The organism is Aquimarina sp. Aq78 (genome assembly GCF_900299525.1).
GTDB lineage: Bacteria > Bacteroidota > Bacteroidia > Flavobacteriales > Flavobacteriaceae > Aquimarina.
Genome location: NZ_OMKA01000031.1, coordinates 363,527 through 382,590, shown reverse-complemented (window position 1 = coordinate 382,590; position 19,064 = coordinate 363,527). Strand labels below are relative to the sequence as shown.

16 protein-coding genes are annotated in these 19,064 nt (G+C 31.7%); 7 read left to right on the top strand and 9 right to left on the bottom strand.

Annotated features, from left to right (window positions below):
* The first annotated feature begins 45 nt into the window (after positions 1-45).
* The 4 genes from DG435_RS24665 to DG435_RS24650 all read left to right on the top strand — a co-directional run bounded on the left by DG435_RS24665 (position 46) and on the right by DG435_RS24650 (position 3,652).
* Positions 46-1,314: a sugar isomerase gene (locus tag DG435_RS24665; RefSeq protein ID WP_369872395.1), complete on the top strand. Its 1,269-nt coding sequence runs from the start codon at positions 46-48 to the stop codon at positions 1,312-1,314.
* 86 nt (positions 1,315-1,400) lie between these two features.
* Entirely contained in the window at positions 1,401-1,697 is a 297-nt protein-coding gene (locus DG435_RS24660; RefSeq protein WP_106792773.1) for a toprim domain-containing protein, read from the top strand.
* A gap of 30 nt (positions 1,698-1,727) precedes the next feature.
* Positions 1,728-2,027, top strand: coding sequence for a hypothetical protein (locus DG435_RS24655; RefSeq protein WP_106792772.1), 300 nt, complete (start codon positions 1,728-1,730; stop codon positions 2,025-2,027).
* A 407-nt stretch (positions 2,028-2,434) separates the two neighbouring features.
* Positions 2,435-3,652 (top strand): glycosyltransferase, encoded by a 1,218-nt coding sequence (locus DG435_RS24650; protein WP_106792771.1) that lies wholly within the window; start codon positions 2,435-2,437, stop codon positions 3,650-3,652.
* A 90-nt stretch (positions 3,653-3,742) separates the two neighbouring features.
* Here the strand turns inward: DG435_RS24650 and DG435_RS24645 are convergent, their stop codons facing one another.
* Genes DG435_RS24645 through DG435_RS24635 form a run of 3 tightly spaced genes read right to left on the bottom strand, consistent with a single transcriptional unit; the run spans position 3,743 to position 9,611 of the window.
* Complete coding sequence (locus DG435_RS24645; protein WP_369872394.1) at positions 3,743-5,287, bottom strand: cellulase family glycosylhydrolase; 1,545 nt, start codon at positions 5,285-5,287, stop codon at positions 3,743-3,745.
* Positions 5,287-6,522 carry a hypothetical protein gene (locus DG435_RS24640; protein ID WP_234387099.1) on the bottom strand — a complete coding sequence of 412 codons (1,236 nt, stop codon included), beginning with the start codon at positions 6,520-6,522 and terminating at the stop codon, positions 5,287-5,289. The genes DG435_RS24645 and DG435_RS24640 overlap by 1 nt, the downstream gene beginning before the upstream one ends.
* On the bottom strand, positions 6,522-9,611 hold the full coding sequence (locus DG435_RS24635) for a hypothetical protein (protein WP_106792769.1): 3,090 nt from the start codon (positions 9,609-9,611) through the stop codon (positions 6,522-6,524). Before DG435_RS24635 ends, DG435_RS24640 begins: the two co-directional genes overlap by 1 nt.
* Before the next feature lie 330 nt (positions 9,612-9,941).
* On the opposite strand from DG435_RS24635, the gene DG435_RS24630 reads away from it, so the two are divergent.
* Positions 9,942-10,763: a dolichyl-phosphate beta-glucosyltransferase gene (locus DG435_RS24630; RefSeq protein WP_106792768.1), complete on the top strand. Its 822-nt coding sequence runs from the start codon at positions 9,942-9,944 to the stop codon at positions 10,761-10,763.
* A 120-nt stretch (positions 10,764-10,883) separates the two neighbouring features.
* On the opposite strand, the gene DG435_RS24625 is transcribed toward DG435_RS24630, so the two are convergent.
* The 4 genes from DG435_RS24625 to DG435_RS24610 form a co-directional block, all read right to left on the bottom strand.
* Entirely contained in the window at positions 10,884-11,537 is a 654-nt protein-coding gene (locus DG435_RS24625; RefSeq protein WP_199852679.1) for a class I SAM-dependent methyltransferase, read from the bottom strand.
* Between the two features lie 24 nt (positions 11,538-11,561).
* Positions 11,562-12,281: a DUF4198 domain-containing protein gene (locus DG435_RS24620; protein WP_106792766.1), complete on the bottom strand. Its 720-nt coding sequence runs from the start codon at positions 12,279-12,281 to the stop codon at positions 11,562-11,564.
* A gap of 85 nt (positions 12,282-12,366) precedes the next feature.
* Positions 12,367-13,638 carry a DUF4374 domain-containing protein gene (locus DG435_RS24615; protein ID WP_106792765.1) on the bottom strand — a complete coding sequence of 424 codons (1,272 nt, stop codon included), beginning with the start codon at positions 13,636-13,638 and terminating at the stop codon, positions 12,367-12,369.
* A gap of 23 nt (positions 13,639-13,661) precedes the next feature.
* Positions 13,662-16,049 (bottom strand): carboxypeptidase-like regulatory domain-containing protein, encoded by a 2,388-nt coding sequence (locus tag DG435_RS24610; RefSeq protein WP_159025587.1) that lies wholly within the window; start codon positions 16,047-16,049, stop codon positions 13,662-13,664.
* A 110-nt stretch (positions 16,050-16,159) separates the two neighbouring features.
* Here DG435_RS24610 and DG435_RS24605 point away from each other — a divergent pair, with 110 nt between their 5' ends.
* The gene (locus tag DG435_RS24605) at positions 16,160-17,173 is read left to right on the top strand and encodes a helix-turn-helix transcriptional regulator (protein ID WP_106792763.1); all 1,014 of its coding nucleotides are present in this window, start codon (positions 16,160-16,162) and stop codon (positions 17,171-17,173) included.
* A 49-nt stretch (positions 17,174-17,222) separates the two neighbouring features.
* Here the strand turns inward: DG435_RS24605 and DG435_RS24600 are convergent, their stop codons facing one another.
* Entirely contained in the window at positions 17,223-17,585 is a 363-nt protein-coding gene (locus DG435_RS24600; RefSeq protein ID WP_106792762.1) for a hypothetical protein, read from the bottom strand.
* Between the two features lie 96 nt (positions 17,586-17,681).
* Between DG435_RS24600 and DG435_RS24595 the strand changes: the two genes are divergently transcribed.
* Positions 17,682-18,230 carry a flavodoxin gene (locus tag DG435_RS24595; protein WP_106792761.1) on the top strand — a complete coding sequence of 183 codons (549 nt, stop codon included), beginning with the start codon at positions 17,682-17,684 and terminating at the stop codon, positions 18,228-18,230.
* A gap of 6 nt (positions 18,231-18,236) precedes the next feature.
* Here DG435_RS24595 and DG435_RS24590 read toward each other — a convergent pair whose 3' ends face one another.
* The gene (locus DG435_RS24590) at positions 18,237-19,064 is read right to left on the bottom strand and encodes a crotonase/enoyl-CoA hydratase family protein (RefSeq protein WP_106792760.1); all 828 of its coding nucleotides are present in this window, start codon (positions 19,062-19,064) and stop codon (positions 18,237-18,239) included.

Below are 19,064 nucleotides of genomic sequence, written 5' to 3'. Positions count from 1 at the left end.
TTTTTAGTATAAAATGTAAAGGTTGGAAAATTAAAAACTAACTTTATGAATATGATTCTTAATACTGCTTTAAAGAAATTAAGTGCTGAACAAAAATTTATGATCAGCGTTATCATTGTTAATGGCGGAAACTATCTATACAATTTGATATTAGGTAGAATTTTAGGTCCAGAACAATTTGCAGATGCAGCATTATTAATTACTTTTCTTTTGGTTTTATCATTTATAGCGATGACATTTCAGCTATCAACTGCCAAGTTTTCTGTTCTTTTTGAGGATTCAATATTTAAAAGTTTTATCAATATTATTTATAAATATTCAAGTATTGTTGGAGTTATCTTTGGCGCTCTCTTACTTATTTTTTCCAAACAACTTCAAGTACTTTTTAATACTCAATCCTCTGTTATGTTTACCATTTTTGGGATTGGCGTACCTATTTATTTCATAATGAGTGTAAACAGAGGAGTGTTTCAGGGTAGTAAAAAGTTTGACAGTCTTGCAATCACCTATCAGGGAGAGATGTTAAGCAGGTTGGTTATTACTCTTATTTTGATATATACCTTAGGTTTACAGTCTTCTATTTTGGTAGCTTTGGGTATTGCTATTTCTTTTTTGTTTGGGTTGTTACCTTTTCGTTCTCAAGATATAGAGATCACAAAAAAGCATAAACTACCACCTGCAGAATCTAAATATATCATTAAGTTTTTCTTGCTAACAGCTTTCTATGAGTTTACCCAAATCATAATCAACAATAGTGACATCCTAATGGTTAAACATTATTTTGAAACCTATGAGGCAGGTCTGTATGCATCATTAGCATTGATTGGCAGAGTGGTTTATTTTGTGGCCTGGATGTTTGTGATGTTACTATTACCCAAGGTAGTAGAAAAACAAAAAGAAGGAGAGCCTCATGCTCCTATATTATTTAAATATGTATTCTATATCACACTACTTTCGGCATCAATTGTTCTGGGATGTTACCTATTTCCCGAATTCGTGATCAATATCATGTTTGGCTCAGAATACTTAAGTGTTGCGCCACTACTGTGGAAATATGCAATTGCAACTTCGCTTTTTGCTATTTCTAACATTTTTGCCTATTATTTTTTATCCTTAGATCAATATATACCTGTTATATTATCGGCGTTACTTGGGGTTTTGCAAGTGGTACTTATCATATTCTTTCACGACACATTATCTGATATTGTTATTATGCAAATAATAGCAATGGCTATTCTTCTCATATTTCAAATCTTCTTTTTTTTAAGCTATCTAAAAAAAGCTCAACGAACAATTAAATCAATTCATCGATAGATATTTGCACCTCAACAGATTTAGCGTAGAGATGCAAAAAAATTGATCCATCTTTGAAATATTAATAACCATTAAAACCAGAAGTTATGGCTTTAAGAATTACTAAAAACCAAGGAATTTTTGAAATTAAAGGAAGTATTGTAGCAGAAAACACCAAATCGCTACAGCATCATTTTGAGAAGCTATTATCTAATTCTGATAAAGTGATATTGTGTATTGATAAGGTTAAAAAAATTGATGCTTCAGGTGTTACGGTATTGACCAAGTTATTCAGAAATGCTATGGAAAGCAACAAGATTTTTTACATCATTGGAAAAGAAAACAAAAAAATAAGTAATGCTTTTGGTAAAGTAAGTTACATACTAAGAAGTGATTTCGTATAACATATAACACTCCCCCAAATATAAAACATCATGAAACTACAAATAATAAATACCTCAGGAACATTTGAAGTCATAGGAAACTTTACTTTGGATAATACAGAAGTAGTAAAAAATCATTTTGACTACTTATTAGATCATTATGAAGAAGTAGTCATGTCTTTAAAAAAAGTAAAAAAAATCGACAAAAAAGCAATAAAAGTTTTAAAAGAAATCTATGCAAAAGCCAATAGAAGAAGTAAAATACTTTTTGTTTTAGGCAAAGAAAATAATGTAATAGCAAATGCTTTCAAAAAAAATAAAGCAGATCATATTTTTAGAGAAAATTACTAACCTCTAGTTATATAAGTCTAGTATCTGTAACATTTACAAAACTCTTTCTAATCGACAACATTATAGTTATTCTTCTTACGTTTCAGTTGTTTTTGTTGTCAGGTTATTATAAATTGTAGTTTATTAGAGCATGTTTAAACAGAATACAAACTGAAGATGACTAGTTTAAGGTTTTGGCAATGGTTCAAAACATAGGTTTATCGAGATAAATACTCTTTTTTGAATCGAAGCCAAGTTCTTGAAGTATTCTTTTTCAGGAAGTAAGGTGTTTAAACATACTCTTATATCAAAAAAGTAAAGACGTACCCCATTCGTCCTAAAATCTTGAAACCTGTTAACCAACAAGATTTCTACTCGATTTTAATTCGTCTCTGTCTGTTTCTAAAAAAGAATACAAAATTCAACAGATGAAATTAGCAATTGTAACAGCATATCCACCTAGTAAAGTAACTTTAAATGAATATGCATATCACCTGGTAAAACATTTTAGACAGCATACCGAGGTATCCGAACTTATTTTATTAACCGATGTATCTCCTAAAGATGCTGATACAGTTTTTGAAGAAAAAGGATGTAATGTAGTCGTTAAGCAATGTTGGAAATTTAATAGCTATAGTAACATCTTCTCTGTTATGAAAGCTATTAGACAAACTCGTCCAGATGCGATATTGTTCAATCTTCAGTTTATGAAATTCGGAGATAAAAAAATAGCTGCAGCACTTGGTTTATTATTACCCAAGCGTTGTGTCTTTAACAAAATACCAACTATAGTTCTGTTACACAATATTATGGAGCAAGTAGATCTGGAAAGCTCCGGGTTTACAAAAAATAAAGTTTTACAAAAAATCTATAACGGGATAGGAACAACACTTACCCGGTTTATTTTATCTGCTGATATCGTTGCTGTTACTATTGACAAGTATGTACATATTTTAAAAGCGAAATATAAAACTGAAAATGTAGTACAGATTCCTCATGGAACTTTTGAAATACCCGAAGAACCAAAATACACGCTTCCAGAAGGTCCATTGCAGATTATGACTTTTGGTAAATTTGGCACCTACAAAAAAGTAGAAATCATGATTGAAGCGGTAGAAAAAATACGATCAAGAACAAATATTGATTTAGAGATTGTAATTGCTGGGACCGATAATCCTAATGTTATTGGATATCTACAATCGATGAAAGAAAAATATACAGATGTACCTCAACTCACTTTTACTGGTTATGTAGAAGAGGCAGATGTACCTCGAATCTTTGCAGAAAGTGCAATGGTCGTGTTTCCTTATACCTCTACAACAGGTAGTTCTGGTGTATTACATCAAGCAGGAAGTTATGGTAAAGCAGTGGTTATGCCAGATTTAGGAGATCTAAGTTTATTAGTAAAAGACGAAGGATACCAAGGAGAATTCTTTAATCCAGAAAGTGTAGATAGCCTGGCCGATGCTATCGAAAAAATAGTCTTGGACCCTGCATATCGTACTGCTTTAGGACAAGCAAATTATAAAGCAGCAACTGCCTTACCAATGAGTAAAATTACAGCAATGTATATAGAGCAGTTTAATGCTATTAAAAAAAATAACGCACGTAAAATTGAAAAGACATATAAAGGGGCTTCTTTATAAAAATATTTCTGCTTCTATATTGGCAGGATTGCCCCAAACTTAATGATTTGTCGTAACTGTAAAAACACTTGTATCTCGTGCAAGTGTTTTTTACTTACTTATAAACTCAAAGGCAGGTTTCTTATTTCCATCGCGATCAATAAACCCAAAGTATTTTTGTTTATGTTTTCGCCAAGGTAATTTACCTACCACGCCACTAGGTACTTCATCAAAATCATATAAAGTCCAGGAGAGATAATGGATGTTATCTTGTTTAATGATCTCTTGAAATTGTTTATAATAATTAGCTTGCCCTTTTTCTGATGGACCGAAAGGACTCCAAAGTCCCCTGCTAGAAGACAGCCCAAATTCTTGTAAAACCATAGGTTTCTCAATTTTAGCACCCATTGCAGTATACGCTTCAGGAAAAGTATTGATATCCAGATAATAATGAAAAGAAATAATATCTACTTCATTCTGTAGTAAACTAGCAGATGCTGTATCAGACCACCCGATAGTAATCAAATGATTAGGATCGAATTGTTTGATTTGGCGAGTCATTTCTTTTAGCCAGGCCAATACATTTTCTTTTCCTCTACTATCAAAATCCAGATTAGGTTCGTTCTTTATATCCCAGGCCAGGATCGCTTTATGATGTGTAAAAGTACTTACAATTTGTTCTGCATGGCGATGGGTTAATGTCCAATCCAATACAGAGTAATCCCCATAAAAGTCAAATAATGTAACAATAACTTTAAGGTTTTTGGCTTCTGCCTTATCTAATACTTCTTTAAGTTTTTCTAATTTTTCTGTTTTCACCTTAGCTTTTCCAAAAACTTCATAGGGTATAAAAATTCGTATCGTATTTAAGCCTGCATTCTTAATAACATCAAAATCGGCACCAATGACATTAATGTCATAATCATCACCAAACATATCCCATGGTGTTTTCTGCGGATAGTAATTAATTCCTTTGATCTGGTATTCTTTATCTTCTACAAATATTTTTTCTCCTATAACTTTAATCGAGTTATTCGTTTGCATTACAGGATCTGATGAATAATTTTTCTCTTTTACCATATGGCGTATTCGCCAAAAACCATCTTCTAACATTAACATCACCTGATAGTCTGATTGCAACTCTGTTTCTAATAGTAGTTCATGATCTCGATAAACTCTTTGATATTCTTTTACACCTGTATCTGTTATAACTGCTAATTGGCCATCTGCGCTATAAAAATCTAATGCTACATTATGAGTAGTGGTGGTGCTATGTATAGCAATATCTTTTTCCTTGTTGGATACTAATGATGTAACAATATGTTTGCGTGCACTTTTAGTATAGTAATCCTCTATTCCCTCTTGCTTATTAGTTTGGTATGCTGCATTACGTATATACCATGCATTAAGGTAATCCTGTTCTATATCTTGTAGCGTCTGTTTTTCTATAGGTCGCCCGGGGTTAATCGTGTCTTTCCATTTTAATTTGGGCAAATACACTTGCTCTTTATGCAAAGCCAGATGTAGCATCGAACTTCGATCTGCTCCTGTAGTAAGATAAGATAATGTCTGGCTGATACCAAAGAGTATTAATATAATGGCTCCAACAAAAGAAATGATGATGAGTGATCTATATATGTTTCTATTCCAACCCATCATCTTAGTTTTATATTCTTAAATTCTTTTTGTACTCCTAAGGCTTTGATCTGTATATCATAGTTCCCCGAAGCATAAAACCCATCCTGTAAAAGGAATCTAACAAGTCCTTGTGAAGAAGTCTTAATTTTAGTTTCTATTTTTTGATTATCCTTAAAAACATCAATCTTTACTATAGTTCCATCAGAGGTCAATTGTTCCATAAAACTTACCAGAGGTCCAATAGTAATCTCTCTATTATCGTTGTCAAATTTTACTTCAAAATCATCCAAAACCTGGGTATATGCTATAGTTAATGTATTGCTCTCTGCCATGCCCGGCACATAGGCTTTAATCTGCCACGTATCTTTATGATCGGGATGTAAAATTTTACCTACTGCCTGGCCATTAACAGTACTTCCTTGTGTATGCAATAGTAAGCCTTTTGCATCTTTAATTATAAATTTAACAAGGGAGCCATCACTTACTATATTGCCATATTCATCTTTTATAATAGAAGTAATAAACTCTGTAATTTGATTACCATCTGCATATGCATGTTTTCGATTACTTCTAATCTCAAAATTTTCTGGTAACGAAGGATATACCTCAACAGAAAACTCCTTAGAAACCGTCCCGCCAACTTTCGAAAACAATAATATTCGTCCTGATTGATCGTAAGAGAATATGTTTACCCAACCTATCATATCTTTGCTTTGTAATATGCTTTCTTTTTCTATATCTAAAAATTGATGTCTAATCAATACTGCTGTACTATCCGGCAATGGATTATCATAAGAATCAGTAGGAACGATAATTTGCATTGTATAATCTTCTCCTCCTGCTATGATACTAGGAGGCCCAATATAGGATTCTAAATGCACTTTTGTTTTGGTATTAGATATAATGCGTATTTCACCTTCATATAAACTCCCTGACTCACCAAGTAAGGTATACGATACTAACCCTTTTTTCTTTGCCATAAACTCTGGAACGACAAAATGAGCTGTATTCTGTTTATCAGAATCGATAACATTGCTTCCAAAAGAGGAATGTATAAAAAGTTGAGTCCGAACAGGTATACTAAGTTTAAAATCTAACACAATAGTATTTCCTGCTTCAAACACTCTTTCTTTGGTTAATAACACTGCAGAAACCTCATCTGTTTTTTCTAGAACAGTCGTAAAAGCTATACTTATGGTACAAATTAATGACCCTAGCAGTAATAGAATAATATATTTCTTTCTTAGCTTCATTAATTTGGTGCTCCGATATACGTATTAATTTCAAATTTAATATAACTAAACCCTTTTCCTTCTATTGGTAAAAATTGTGCTGATTGGTGTTCAACTTTTCTACTGGGAACCACTTTATCACTAATTAAAGTATTTAATAGTCCATTTACAAAAACGTTCTTCAAATCTTTATTAATAGTATTTACTCCTGATAAATCCAACAACTGATAATCAAAATATTGTTTACGTTGTGGGCGAATACCTTCTGGTAAATATTGATGATCTACCCATACTAGTTCATGATCCTTATTGTAATAAGAAACTAATAGTAAAGGAATAGTAACCTCTTCTAGTCCAGAGTTAAATAAAACTCCTTCTACATGATCATTATTTATAGAAAGTTCATTAATTGCAACTCCTTTATATAAATCTACTGTTGTTACATTTCCTGCACATTGCAAGTTGAATTTAGCAGGTTTTTCATCAAATTTCATCGCTGTAAACTGATCAGGGTCAAAAGTTTTAGGCTTATGGTCCTCTTTATCTATCCAGGCAATTCCTTCAAAATTAATACGGAAACTAGTAATTTCCTTAGGCATTAATTTATGTTTCATTTGATGTTTGGCATTATATCTTGCTAATTTTTCATCATTACTATTATATAATGTGCCAGTGATTACAACATCTGCTGGTATATTATCGATATTTTGTATTTCGCCTATAAGGCTATATTGATCACTACATTCAATAATTTTTGCCGATAATACCTCTAATACAGGTTGTTTAAGAACATCTTCGTGGTAGGTCTGTTCAGAACTAACTCTACGTCTTCCATGATTATAAAAAGCAGTGATGTTTTCTGCAAATAATTGATCCGGAGGAATATCCAAATCATATGGTAATGGCTTTACAAACCACTTTTTGCCATATTTTACCAACTTATGATAAAATATTTTTTCTATTTTTTCTAATGGAGTGATCCAATAAGTAATTACTTTAGCTTTGGCCGTACTATCAGTTTGTGCAATAATGTCTACATTAATCTCATTTAATTTGGCATATGAGCTTAATAATCCATCTGTTACAGCAACCTCTAACATATATTGATCCATAGTTTTATTACTTTTCGGATCCAGATAAGAATATGCTCGTTCAAATTCTTTAAAATCCAATGCATCATAATATGATTCTGTTACATTAACAGGGTGTATCTGTTTTACATTTTTTATGTATATCAAATAAAAACCATATCCCGTAAAAATCAACATTAGGAATCCCCATAGATAAGATGCTTTAAAAATTGATTTTTGAAATTCCTTATAGTGTATTCCAAACTTAAAATATACTGGAAAACTTTTATACCTTGATTTTAATGCATGAACCCATATCAATTGTATATTAATAATAAATGCCAATAACACAGTGCATAATGGAATTAAACCCCACATTAATTTTTGAAACGTGGGAACATCTTCTTTGGGTAAAATACTGGATAACGGAGGAACATTTAATTTTTCCCAAACCATAATCCCGTTTTCTAATTGTCGCAGCCTCTGCCAGCCACAGAAATATAAGATAGGGTCATAAAACTTATCATTAGAAAACACATACTTTAAATTATATTTCTCGGGAACAGTAAGAAATTGTTGCAGAGAGCCAATGCCTTCTACTCCTCTAAATTTTGAATTTTCTAAACGTTCTACCGCTCTGGTTGTTAACTCTGGTAATCTCCTGGCAGAATGATAATTGCCATCAACCGTCATTGCTTTAGTTTGAGCAGAAAGCCATGCCATCTGATCTCCAAATCCCAAAGGAAGATACCTCCATTGATCATGTTGATCCTGGCTTAAAAAATTTAAGATAGGAAGCATTTTAATTTTTTGCGGTTGTGAAGGCCTAAAGTATCCCAGGCTCATCGTAAAAAATGTTGTAAAAACAAGAACTCCTGTAAATAATCCTCCCAAAATCCTATGATATACGCCTCCGTATTTTTCTTGAATTTTTTGTTTTAAATCTCCTTCTATAAATCGATAACTAAATTCACCAAACATAGGCAAGGCCATAATAGAGGCCCATAATGTAAACCTGTCTAGCGTTAGGATATTAAAAGCATTTTCGCCCAACATTATTCTGGGGATTGGAGTTGTCCCTCCTGTTCCCAAGATCGTTAAAAGCGTTATCGACAACCCAAAAAACAAATACCGCTTACTGTAGAATCGATACCATATATAAGGTAATAAGAATAACAAAATCCCCCATGGGATCAAAAAGAACACTAACCCTGATGAAGTGACTTCGAAAAAATTATCTCTCGATCCATGTGGTATGGGTACTTGAGTAATCGGATTATTCTTAGTATTAATCCAATACGGAAGAATACAAACAATAATTAATAGTAATGATCCAAAACCAAAACCTACAATTCTTTTAAAAAGAGAAAGAAAGCTTTGTAAAAACATCAAAAACCTAATTTCTTTATATGAACCTGCTTTTTCTCTGGAAACATCCATGATTACCATACCTATAAGCGGAAAAATAAAGAATACCATCCCAAAAATTGGGGTTACATGATGAGAAGTCACTGTAACCGCTAAAAGGCTCAAAGCATTTAATAAATATTTATATTTCCCAATTTTAAGCCATAGATAAATTTCGGGTAACGCATGCAATAGGATTGAAAGCCCTATAATGCTTGGTAATTGTCCAAAAATATGTAGCGTCTCTATAAAAGCAGAAGAAAACACTGCAAGTATAGCTGTATATCCTGCAACCTTTCTATTAGAGGTAAGTACTAAGGCAAAACGGTATATTCCTGTTATAAAAAGAATGATGGCTATAATAGCCACGGTAAACAAACCAAATTTAAGCCCACCAATATAAGAGAACAATCCAATACTTTGATGTACTAATGGTGGATATCCCATTACTGTAAAACCTGTATACCAACTATAGTTCCAGGGTTCAAACCAATTATTGGCGTAATGATTTCCAAAAAACAAATGAATTAACGCATCATATGTAGACTCTAGCGTAAAAAAAATAGTCGCACCATGAAAAACCACTCCGATGAGTAATGCACTTATCAAATACTTATTTGTGGTTTTATCCATAAAGACCCGCCATAGTTTTCGAATTAAATATACAACAAAGGTTTCGGTTTAGAACAAGTCTGAAAAGAATGCAAATTAAAAATTAGCAGTTTATGGTTCTGGTTAACTACAAATCAGACTTCTATAGAAACCCACGACCTACTCAAAGCAATCTCACACCTCAAAACATTGGTTTTCAAGAATCAGAGCTTTCTAATATATGTATAGACGAATGGTATGTCTTTCGATAAAAACCATTCACCGATAGCAATATTCTACTCATCGAAATACCTTCTTGTAGAGTGCATATCGTGGCTACTTTTGGAATATAAACCTCAAAAAACTACCATTATGAAAACGGGAATTATCATACCATGCTATAACGAAGAAAACAGGTTAAATGTAACTGCTTTTTTAAACTTTATACAAAAAGAAAACGATTTCCACTTATGCTTTGTAAACGATGGAAGTAAAGATAATACTGTAGGTGTATTAAAGAACATTCAATCTCATAATCCTCTTAAAGTAAGTGTTATTGATATCAAAAAGAATTCTGGAAAAGCAGCAGCAGTAAGAGCAGGTGCCAGATATCTACATAGTAGAGGAGATATAGAATTCATTGGTTTTATCGATGCCGATTTATCTACAGATTTTGAAGATTTTGATGGGCTTTTAAAAACATTAAAAACCAATAGAAACTTAAGTTTTGTTTTTGGTTCAAGAGCTAAAAACGCTTCAGATGATATCCAAAAAGATGGTATTAGAGCAATGATCTCAAAACTTATTAATATTCTTATTGTATTCATTTTGGGATTGTCTATTCAAGATACACAATGTGGAGCCAAAGTATTTAAAGCAGATCTGGTTCCGGTAATTTTTAATAAAAGCTTTTTTAGCAGATGGTTATTTGATGTAGAAATGTTTATAAAAATGAAAGAGCATTTCGGTAAAACCGAAATCATGAATAAAATTTATGAGCAACCACTTAAAAGATGGGTTCATATGGAAGATTCTAAATTAGGATTAAAAGATTCGTTAGAAATTCCTTACCGATTATTATCTATATGGTTTAATTATAATGTACTACAATCTTTACAGGTTTCATTTTCTAAAGAAATCACTGAGCCTGCAATAGAAGTATACGGAATGGCTACCCCGGCTTTAGCAGCCTAAGGCATAAGATAACCTTACAAAATTTGACTCGAAGTTACCCCTAAATATATCTATGAATAGAGAGAGTATTACTTTATAAAAGTATACTCTCTCTTTCTAATTTTGTATCAACTAATAGGACTATTTAGTGAATTTTACAATTGTATATTCTCTATTCACCGTATCTCCTGTTTTACTTTCAACAGTTTCTGTTTTATCAATAATTTCTATTGATCTAAACGGTATTTTATTTGCCAAAATTTTAACTTTATTAGCATCATACAATTCAAACCTTGAATCTACAAAAGGTAGTGTTTTCATAAAACTCATGCTAGCAAATGCTATAGAACACACCCCGTCTTTTTTTAAAACTCTATAGATTTCTGCTAATAAAAAGAGTGGTTTTCCCCAAAAATAAATTGTGTTTATCGACATTATTTTATCAAAATAATGATCTAAAAAAGGAATCGTATTCCCATCATAAAGTGAAAATTTAGATTGGTTTTTTTTTACTAACTTTTTGTTGAGCTTCTCAGATTGAACTTTCATAGATTCTGATATTTCTAAACCAAAATATGATATGTCGTTTGCTTGCTTTAGAATTTCATTAAGATGAATGGCATTACCATGTCCTAGTTCTAAAACATGGTTCTCTTTTTCAAGCTTTAAACTCTCAATCGTATTAAGGATCATCCCTAAATTAGACTGGTTCATTTTTTTTGCGATTTCCAAACCAGAACCCCCACTAGGGCAACTTAATTGAGATGCTATTGCTTTCAATTCTTTTTCGGTCATGGTCATAGCCTTTTCTAATAAAAATCAATTGATAGTATACACTGCACAATGCCAGGTAAATTGATATGCTACATTATTATATGTTCCCGGTTTTTTATCTTCGTGTGTTGCTTCAATCACATATCGGGTTTTAAAAGGCAAACTAAATGTTATCATTCCATTCTTATCGGTCTTTATTTTTTTTGACCAGTCCTCTTTTATGAATACTGTAACTTCTGCTTCTGCCAGAGGCTTGTCTTTAAAAAGTATTTGAAGTTTAGCCTGTTTAGATGTTGTAGAAAGATCAACTATTACTATGCTTTCTGGATTTACGGCAGCCGTTTTATGTACCGTATTTTTTCCTACTTCTATCTTAGTAACCGAATGATATTGTGGTCTAAAAATGCCATAATCATATTGAGTATAATCTAAAACCTTATACTTCTTATTATCTAAGATAATAGAATATATCCCTTCTGATTTTGGAATAAAATTAGCTACATGATGAGATGATTTTGCTTGGGTTTCTAATTTTACCTTATTCCCTTGTTGATCCACAACCCAAAGTGTAAAATGTTGTGCATTTTGAAATACTTCACCGTCTGTTTTTTCTATTACTCCACTAGCAAACTCTCCAAAATAGATACGTATTTCGTGTTCTTGATTTATAGCTCCATTAGGATTGGTTTCTATCCAAAAGAAGTGTGCAAAAGTTTTTGTAGTACATAATAGTAGTATAATTACTAATCCTGTTATTTTTCTCATTCTCTATTGCTTTATACTTTGATTAAAATTGTAAAACACTCCTAAACCATGTTGTTCAGGAGTGTTTCTTCTCACAAAGATTAGATTAGTTAGTTACTTTAAAAATTCCTTTAAGTGCTAATCCTTGTATTTTAGCGCCTTTGGTTGCAGTAGCTGTTTTTGGATCTACAATATATACATGTGTTTCTGTTCCTGCATAGCTACTAAGGTATGCTTTACCATCTTCTACATACATTGGAGATGTATATCGATTTGCATGGGTTGGTATTCCTTGTACATCGGTAACGGTTTTATTTTCTAAATCAATAATAACCAGTTTGAAAAAATCTCCTTTTTCTTTAAATACACCCCAAGGTCCAACGGTATCATCCATAATAATTCTGGCGATCGCTTTACCATTTCCTATATAATCCATCCAGAATAATTTTCCTCCATTAGGTGCAGATTCTACATCAAAGAAATAATTTTTATCAAACTCTGTAGCTCCATTTTTAATTCTTAAAATACCTGAAGGTTTTGTCGCAGAAGTAAAACCAGCGCTTAATGCTGAAGTTGAAAACGAATAAATATCTCCATTTTCGGTTTTTTCAATCCCCGTGCTATGACCGTTAACTCCTATTGGACTAGTTCTATCATCATAGATTATTTTTTCTAATTCGAATTCGGGATATTTAAAAACTGCCACATAAGCTCTATCCACATCTGGTGTTATATAAGAACCATCGGCCATCCATTTATGATAAGAAACAAACAATTTTCCATCTCTTAAAACCATACCTGTTACCCAAGGAATCGTCCCTGGATTTTTTGCAGTACCATCACCTTTATCAATATCAATAGGATGTTCTACTATTTTTTCTAATTTACCTGTTTCTGCATTTATGATATGAAATCGCTTATCAGATAATCCACTATAAGTAAGCTCTACTGCCAATAGCGTTTTATCATCTATAGCAGAATAGTTATCTAAAGTTGATTGAAATGCAAAGTTTGCTTTTTCTATCAATTTACCGTCTTGATCTAAACCATAGGCTATGCATTTGTCATCATCTGAATACCCTGCAGTAAAAACCGTATTTTTTACGTTATGAAAAAACCTCCAACCTTTTAATGGTGTTCCTTGTCCTTCTACAGAGATTTCACCAGTAGTAAGTGATGCTAATGATGGTAATTCTAAAATATAGTCTACCGGAGATGCATCTCCAACAGGGAATGCCTGAAACCCAACTACATATTTAGAAACAGAAGTTGGGGTAGGATCTATAAGTCCTCCATCATCATCACTACTACAAGAAGTAGTTAATATTGATACTGCTATTAGCAACATCAAATATTTAATATAATTTATTATTTTCATTTTGGTGTGATTTATAATTATTACTAGTTTTTATTTGTTAAATAGTATCTTAATTTTATATAGAAAGCTCTTCCGGGTTGTTGTATTTCAAAATTGTCATACACTTTCTCGTCTGTTATATTTCTTGCTTGCACAGATATATTATAAGTTCCCTTTTTAAAAGAATACCCTAGTTGTACATTATGCGAAAGTTGCTCTGGTATAATATCCCTATCATTAGGATCTCCTTCTATAAAAGAGGTAAGTGGATAATCGTGTACATAGTAAGAACCCCAGGAGAATGTTATTTGGTCGTTTGTAGAAAAAACATCTTTTAAGTTACATCCAATTCTGGCATTACCAAATAGATAAGGAATATTAGCAATCCGTTGGTTTTTCAGAAAATCAACGCCAGAATTATCTCCCACATTGCGATCTATAATATTTTGATAGGTTGCGTTAAGGTCAAGAAATAGAATATCATTATATAATGTTCTAATCTCTCCTTCTATTCCTGTGCTTCTGGCTGCTGCAGTATTGTAAAACCTTGAGAAAATCCCTTCAGATCGAATTGCGACAAAATTCTCTGATTCTCTAAGAAAAACATTAGTATCAAAACGCAATTTGAACTTATTAATATCTGTGTTTAAAAGAACTCCAAGATTTGCATTATAGCTTTCTTCTGGTAATAATTCGGGGTTTGATTTCAATAGAAACCCATCTCCAAATACCTCATAGCCATCAGGAATCCTAAATGTTTTCTCAAACGAACCTTTTATCTGGACATGATCAGAAAATTTATAGGTAGATGCAAAACCATATCCTAGTTCTTCAAATGTATTCTCTACTTCAGTAAAACGATCTGCTTCTACAGTAGTAAATGAATCTTCAATAATACCTTCTGAGTTTAGCAAATATCCTTTAGCGAATAGCGTAGTACTCCAGGTATTATCAAACAAGCCCAAATTGTACGATACCCCAAATATATTTTTGTCTATAATATGAGGATCATTAAAAGGTATTCTTCCAACTCTAGCAGGATCTTCACCTTTTCTTTTAACATAATTCTTGGTGAAATTAATATTTAACTTACTCTTGTCATTGATTTTGTAACTTCCAAAAGCATTAATTAAATGTGTGTTATCCTTAAACTCAAATAAGGTTTTACTAAATTCGAGCTCTCCTAAGTTTTGGTCTCCCCTTTCAATAAAATTACCAAACCAATCATATTTTCGAGCAGAAGTATCAACTACTTTGTCATTATTTTGACCAATAGAGGCATATAATTTTACTTTCAATTTTTCCTTGATCAGATTTGCTTTTTCAAAAGTGACAGAAGCTTTAATTACATTATTCTCTGTAAACACTTCGCCAAAGGGATTCTGGGGATCAATGGGGTGTTGAATCTCATTTTTATTGGCAGATGCAGTAATACCAACCAATAATTTATCAGCAAATTTTTTGTCAACAAAACCAGTTTCCAGACTGATCATTTGAGAATTATATGCGTCATGAAATCGCTTTACATTATCGCGTCTAATCCCTGTATCGTTCCCCAGTTCATCCCTTATTTCAATACCATCTATCTTATAGTCATTATCAGAATAATTATAAAAAGAAGAAACTTTTACAGCAAGGCCTTTATTACTATAATATTGTCCATTTATAGTAGCACGATGTGTATTAAAAGAACCTGTATCATAGGAAACATCCAGGAAATCATTTTTGCGTTGGTTTGTAATGATGTTTACTGCTCCTCCCAAAGCATCTGCTCCTAAATATATAGGAACAACACCTTTATAAACCTCTGCTCTCTCTACCAATGTAGCGGGAAAATTATTTAAGGATAATGAGCTTCCAAAATTTTCTAAAGGAATACCATCAATAAAGAACTTAACTTGTTTGCCGGATAAACCGTTTAATGAAAAATCAAAACCAGAACCCAAACCTCCTCTTTGTCTTACATTAACACCAGGAATAGTCATTAAAATTGAATTGATATCTACACTTATATTTTTAAGCCCCTTGGTTTGTATAACTTCAACTTCAAATGCTTTTTCTCTTGTATTTTGAGCGTTAGATTTTCCCTTTATAATTACATCACTTAATTCTTTTATATCTTCTTGTAACACAATAGTAAGAGATGTAATCTTTGAATTACGTACTACTATCTTCTTTATATATTTCTTAAAACCTACAAAACTAGCTTGTAAAGTATATGATCCCGGAGGTATTTCTAAACTGAATTTACCATCAAAATCACTTACTGTTCCTCTATTCTTTAGTTCTAAAATCTGTATAGATGTTTCGGGAATCGGATTAGAACCTTGATCCAAAACTACACCTGTTATCCTACTCTGAGCATTACAGACCATTGCGTATAAAAACAGAAAAAGAAGACAACTGTTTTTTCTTAAAATAATCACTGACATTACAATTTTTTTTAAACAATCTAGTTTAGACTTTATATTATTATTTATATTTGGTCTAAATAAATTTAATTGCAAAATTAGTATCTAGGGAAAGAGAAAAATGACGCATCATGGATAAAAAAAGACGCAATAAAGAGTCTTCAAAAACAACAAACTCAAATAATCAACATAAATGCACATTACATACTGTTATAGAACTAATTAATAACCAAGAACACTGTGGTATACTTACAAAAAAATTTCAATTCCTACCCGAATATGGAGATGGTTATTTAGAGTATAACCATTTTGATGGGTTACATATAGCAGTTTTTGATGTATCCTTAAACAAAGATTTTAATGTTTATGGGACACATATGGTAAATGCCTTAGAACTTTCTTATCTAATTGATGGTGAACAAATCATTAAAATTGATGGAAAAAATTATGACTTGATTTATGAAAGCCAGGAAAGTTATCTCGTGTATATATCCCAAACTTCTGGTTCCATTAAATATCACAAAAACAAATACTTTAAAGAGATTAAAATCAGGATGAGTCCAGATTTTATCAAAAAACATAAACTCGACTCAGAGTATGGAATTCGTGAAAAATATGAACTAGAAAAACAGGATAAAGAGTTTACAAAACCTCTATGTACCAAAACTCAGGAAATACTTGCAGAGTTATTAACCGACACTCGACAAGGCCTATTAAAACGTTTGTTTCTAGAATCAAAAGTACTAGAGTTACTCTCCCTACAATTAGACATACAAAAGAATTCTAAAACTGAAATCTCAAACACCGATAACCTAATTAAAAAGCTATATGAAGTTCAGTTTATTATAAATTCTGATTTGACAATTCAATATTCTGTTCACGAATTAACACGTATGGTTGGCCTCAATGATTTTATACTTAAAAAAGAATTTAAACGCGTTTTTGGTACAACAATCTTTGAATATGCTTTAAATTTGAGAATGACAAAAGCAAAAAAATTATTACAACATGGAAAAAAACCGATATATGAGATTTCAGAATTAGTAGGCTATAAAAATTCTACTCATTTTACTGCCGCTTTTAAAAAACTCGAAGGTATTACACCTAAAAAGTATAGGCAAAGAGGGTTAGAAACAATACGGTAAAAACAAATTTGTATTACATATGTTCATACATCCCAAAAAAATTGACCGACTAACTTATCTGATTATTTCCCAGGATATCATTATATTCTTCATGAAATAAAACACCTAAGACTAATTCTTCTAATCCATCCAAAATTTCTGGAGTCAACTTAAAATTAATTTCTGCTTTTGGAGTATTACATTTTATAGTTTTATAAAAGTTTTTATTATCGCAGTTTTCACATTCACATCCTTTTCTGGCAGAACGAATAACGGCAAGAAATTTTTTTATTTCTTTATTATTCATCAAAACGGCAATATCACCTATTTGCAATTGTATTTTTTGCTTTACCTCTTCTTCTTCTTCATTATTTTTTTTCACCGTATAAGCGGCACCAATACTATTACAATATAATGGATCTAAAATATACATATCTATCAAATTTCGATATTCAAATTTATTGCATTATTTTTATTTAGAATAATTAAAAATAATATATTTTTGTAGAAATATTTAATTATAACCATTATGAAAAAAATAGGCTTATTCTATGGATCAGATACAGGATGTACTGATGATATCACCAAAGATTTTGTTTCTCTTTGGGGTAGTGAAGAATTAGATGTGCGAGAAATTGATGATGTATCTAAAGAAGATTTTGATCAATTTAGAGTCCTGATTTTAGGATTGTCAACATGGTATGACGGAGATCTACAAAGTGATTGGGAGGCCTTTTTTGATGATTTTAAAGAAATTGATTTTACCGGTAAAGTAGTAGCTATCTATGGTTTGGGAGATCAAATAGGATATGGAGAATACTTTGTAGATGGTATTGGAATACTAGCCAAAGTCGTATTAGAAAACGGAGGAGAAATTATTGGACATTGGCCCATAGAAGGATATCGATTTACAGACTCTGTAGCTATCATAGAAGAAAAAGAAGATTATTTTTACGGTCTTGCATTAGATCATGATAATGAATCTCAATTAAGTGATGAACGCTTAGAAAAATGGATTCATCAGTTAAAGTTAGAATTACAACCTTATTTAGTTTTGGAAGAAGCTGTTTTAAGCTAATTAATTTTAGATTTCTACTTTTACTTTTCTAGATTGTGCATTTATGAGGATTTCCATTTTACGAAGGTCAAATGTACTAATCTTCATACATGCCTCTACCCATAAATCTGTGATTCTTAGCAGTTCTTCTTTTTGTAATGGAAAAACATTTTTCTTGCTTTTTACATGATGGTATTCAAAGTTAAATCTTTCGGCTACTTTTTTCACAAAACTGTGTAAAGATACTATTGCTTCTCCTTTTTCTGCCAACTCTTCTATTAACCCCAATGATTGCAAATATCTTGCTTTATGAATCTTATCGCTTTTTAAAATTGTATTAGCATCTCCTACACTAAGCTTTCTCGACAACAAACTATAGGCCCCCATCCCCGGAAATAGATTAAATTTGTTTTCTGGTAAGCAAAACTGTGTTTTTTCTTCTGCAATAATATAATCATGAGCTAATGCACATTCAAATCCACCACCATATGCATTTCCCTCTACCAATGCGATCGTTAATATAGGCAGGTCAAAAGAAGTATACATATTGTAAATAGCATCAATACATAAATGTGCATACGTTTTTAGATTATCTATATTTTTAGATTGTATATTTTCTAAGAAAAACTGAAGATCTCCTCCCATATTATAAATTCCTTTATGTTCTGAAGCCGAAACAATGAATTTAAGGGGACGATCAGGGTGTGAAAAATAATCCTTTACCCAAGATGTAAATTCTTTAAATTCTTTCAGCCCTTTTAAACAAAAATTAGGCATTCCTGTATCTTTGATTTTCCATAATAAAAGCTCATGGCTTCTAAAATATTCTACTGTAATACAATCAAATTGTCGCAT

Bases quoted from the DNA above. Each gene is read 5' to 3' on its own strand.
- DG435_RS24640 (WP_234387099.1), bottom strand. From the start codon at position 6,522: ATGAAGCTAAGAAAGAAATATATTATTCTATTACTGCTAGGGTCATTA.
- DG435_RS24600 (WP_106792762.1), bottom strand. From the start codon at position 17,585: ATGTATATTTTAGATCCATTATATTGTAATAGTATTGGTGCCGCTTAT.
- DG435_RS24660 (WP_106792773.1), top strand. From the start codon at position 1,401: ATGGCTTTAAGAATTACTAAAAACCAAGGAATTTTTGAAATTAAAGGA.
- DG435_RS24650 (WP_106792771.1), top strand. From the start codon at position 2,435: ATGAAATTAGCAATTGTAACAGCATATCCACCTAGTAAAGTAACTTTA.
- DG435_RS24635 (WP_106792769.1), bottom strand. From the start codon at position 9,611: ATGGATAAAACCACAAATAAGTATTTGATAAGTGCATTACTCATCGGA.
- DG435_RS24655 (WP_106792772.1), top strand. From the start codon at position 1,728: ATGAAACTACAAATAATAAATACCTCAGGAACATTTGAAGTCATAGGA.
- DG435_RS24665 (WP_369872395.1), top strand. From the start codon at position 46: ATGAATATGATTCTTAATACTGCTTTAAAGAAATTAAGTGCTGAACAA.
- DG435_RS24620 (WP_106792766.1), bottom strand. From the start codon at position 12,281: ATGAGAAAAATAACAGGATTAGTAATTATACTACTATTATGTACTACA.
- DG435_RS24595 (WP_106792761.1), top strand. From the start codon at position 17,682: ATGAAAAAAATAGGCTTATTCTATGGATCAGATACAGGATGTACTGAT.
- DG435_RS24645 (WP_369872394.1), bottom strand. From the start codon at position 5,287: ATGGGTTGGAATAGAAACATATATAGATCACTCATCATCATTTCTTTT.
- DG435_RS24610 (WP_159025587.1), bottom strand. From the start codon at position 16,049: ATGTCAGTGATTATTTTAAGAAAAAACAGTTGTCTTCTTTTTCTGTTT.
- DG435_RS24630 (WP_106792768.1), top strand. From the start codon at position 9,942: ATGAAAACGGGAATTATCATACCATGCTATAACGAAGAAAACAGGTTA.
- DG435_RS24590 (WP_106792760.1), bottom strand. From the start codon at position 19,064: ATGCGACAATTTGATTGTATTACAGTAGAATATTTTAGAAGCCATGAG.
- DG435_RS24615 (WP_106792765.1), bottom strand. From the start codon at position 13,638: ATGAAAATAATAAATTATATTAAATATTTGATGTTGCTAATAGCAGTA.
- DG435_RS24625 (WP_199852679.1), bottom strand. From the start codon at position 11,537: ATGACCGAAAAAGAATTGAAAGCAATAGCATCTCAATTAAGTTGCCCT.
- DG435_RS24605 (WP_106792763.1), top strand. From the start codon at position 16,160: ATGGATAAAAAAAGACGCAATAAAGAGTCTTCAAAAACAACAAACTCA.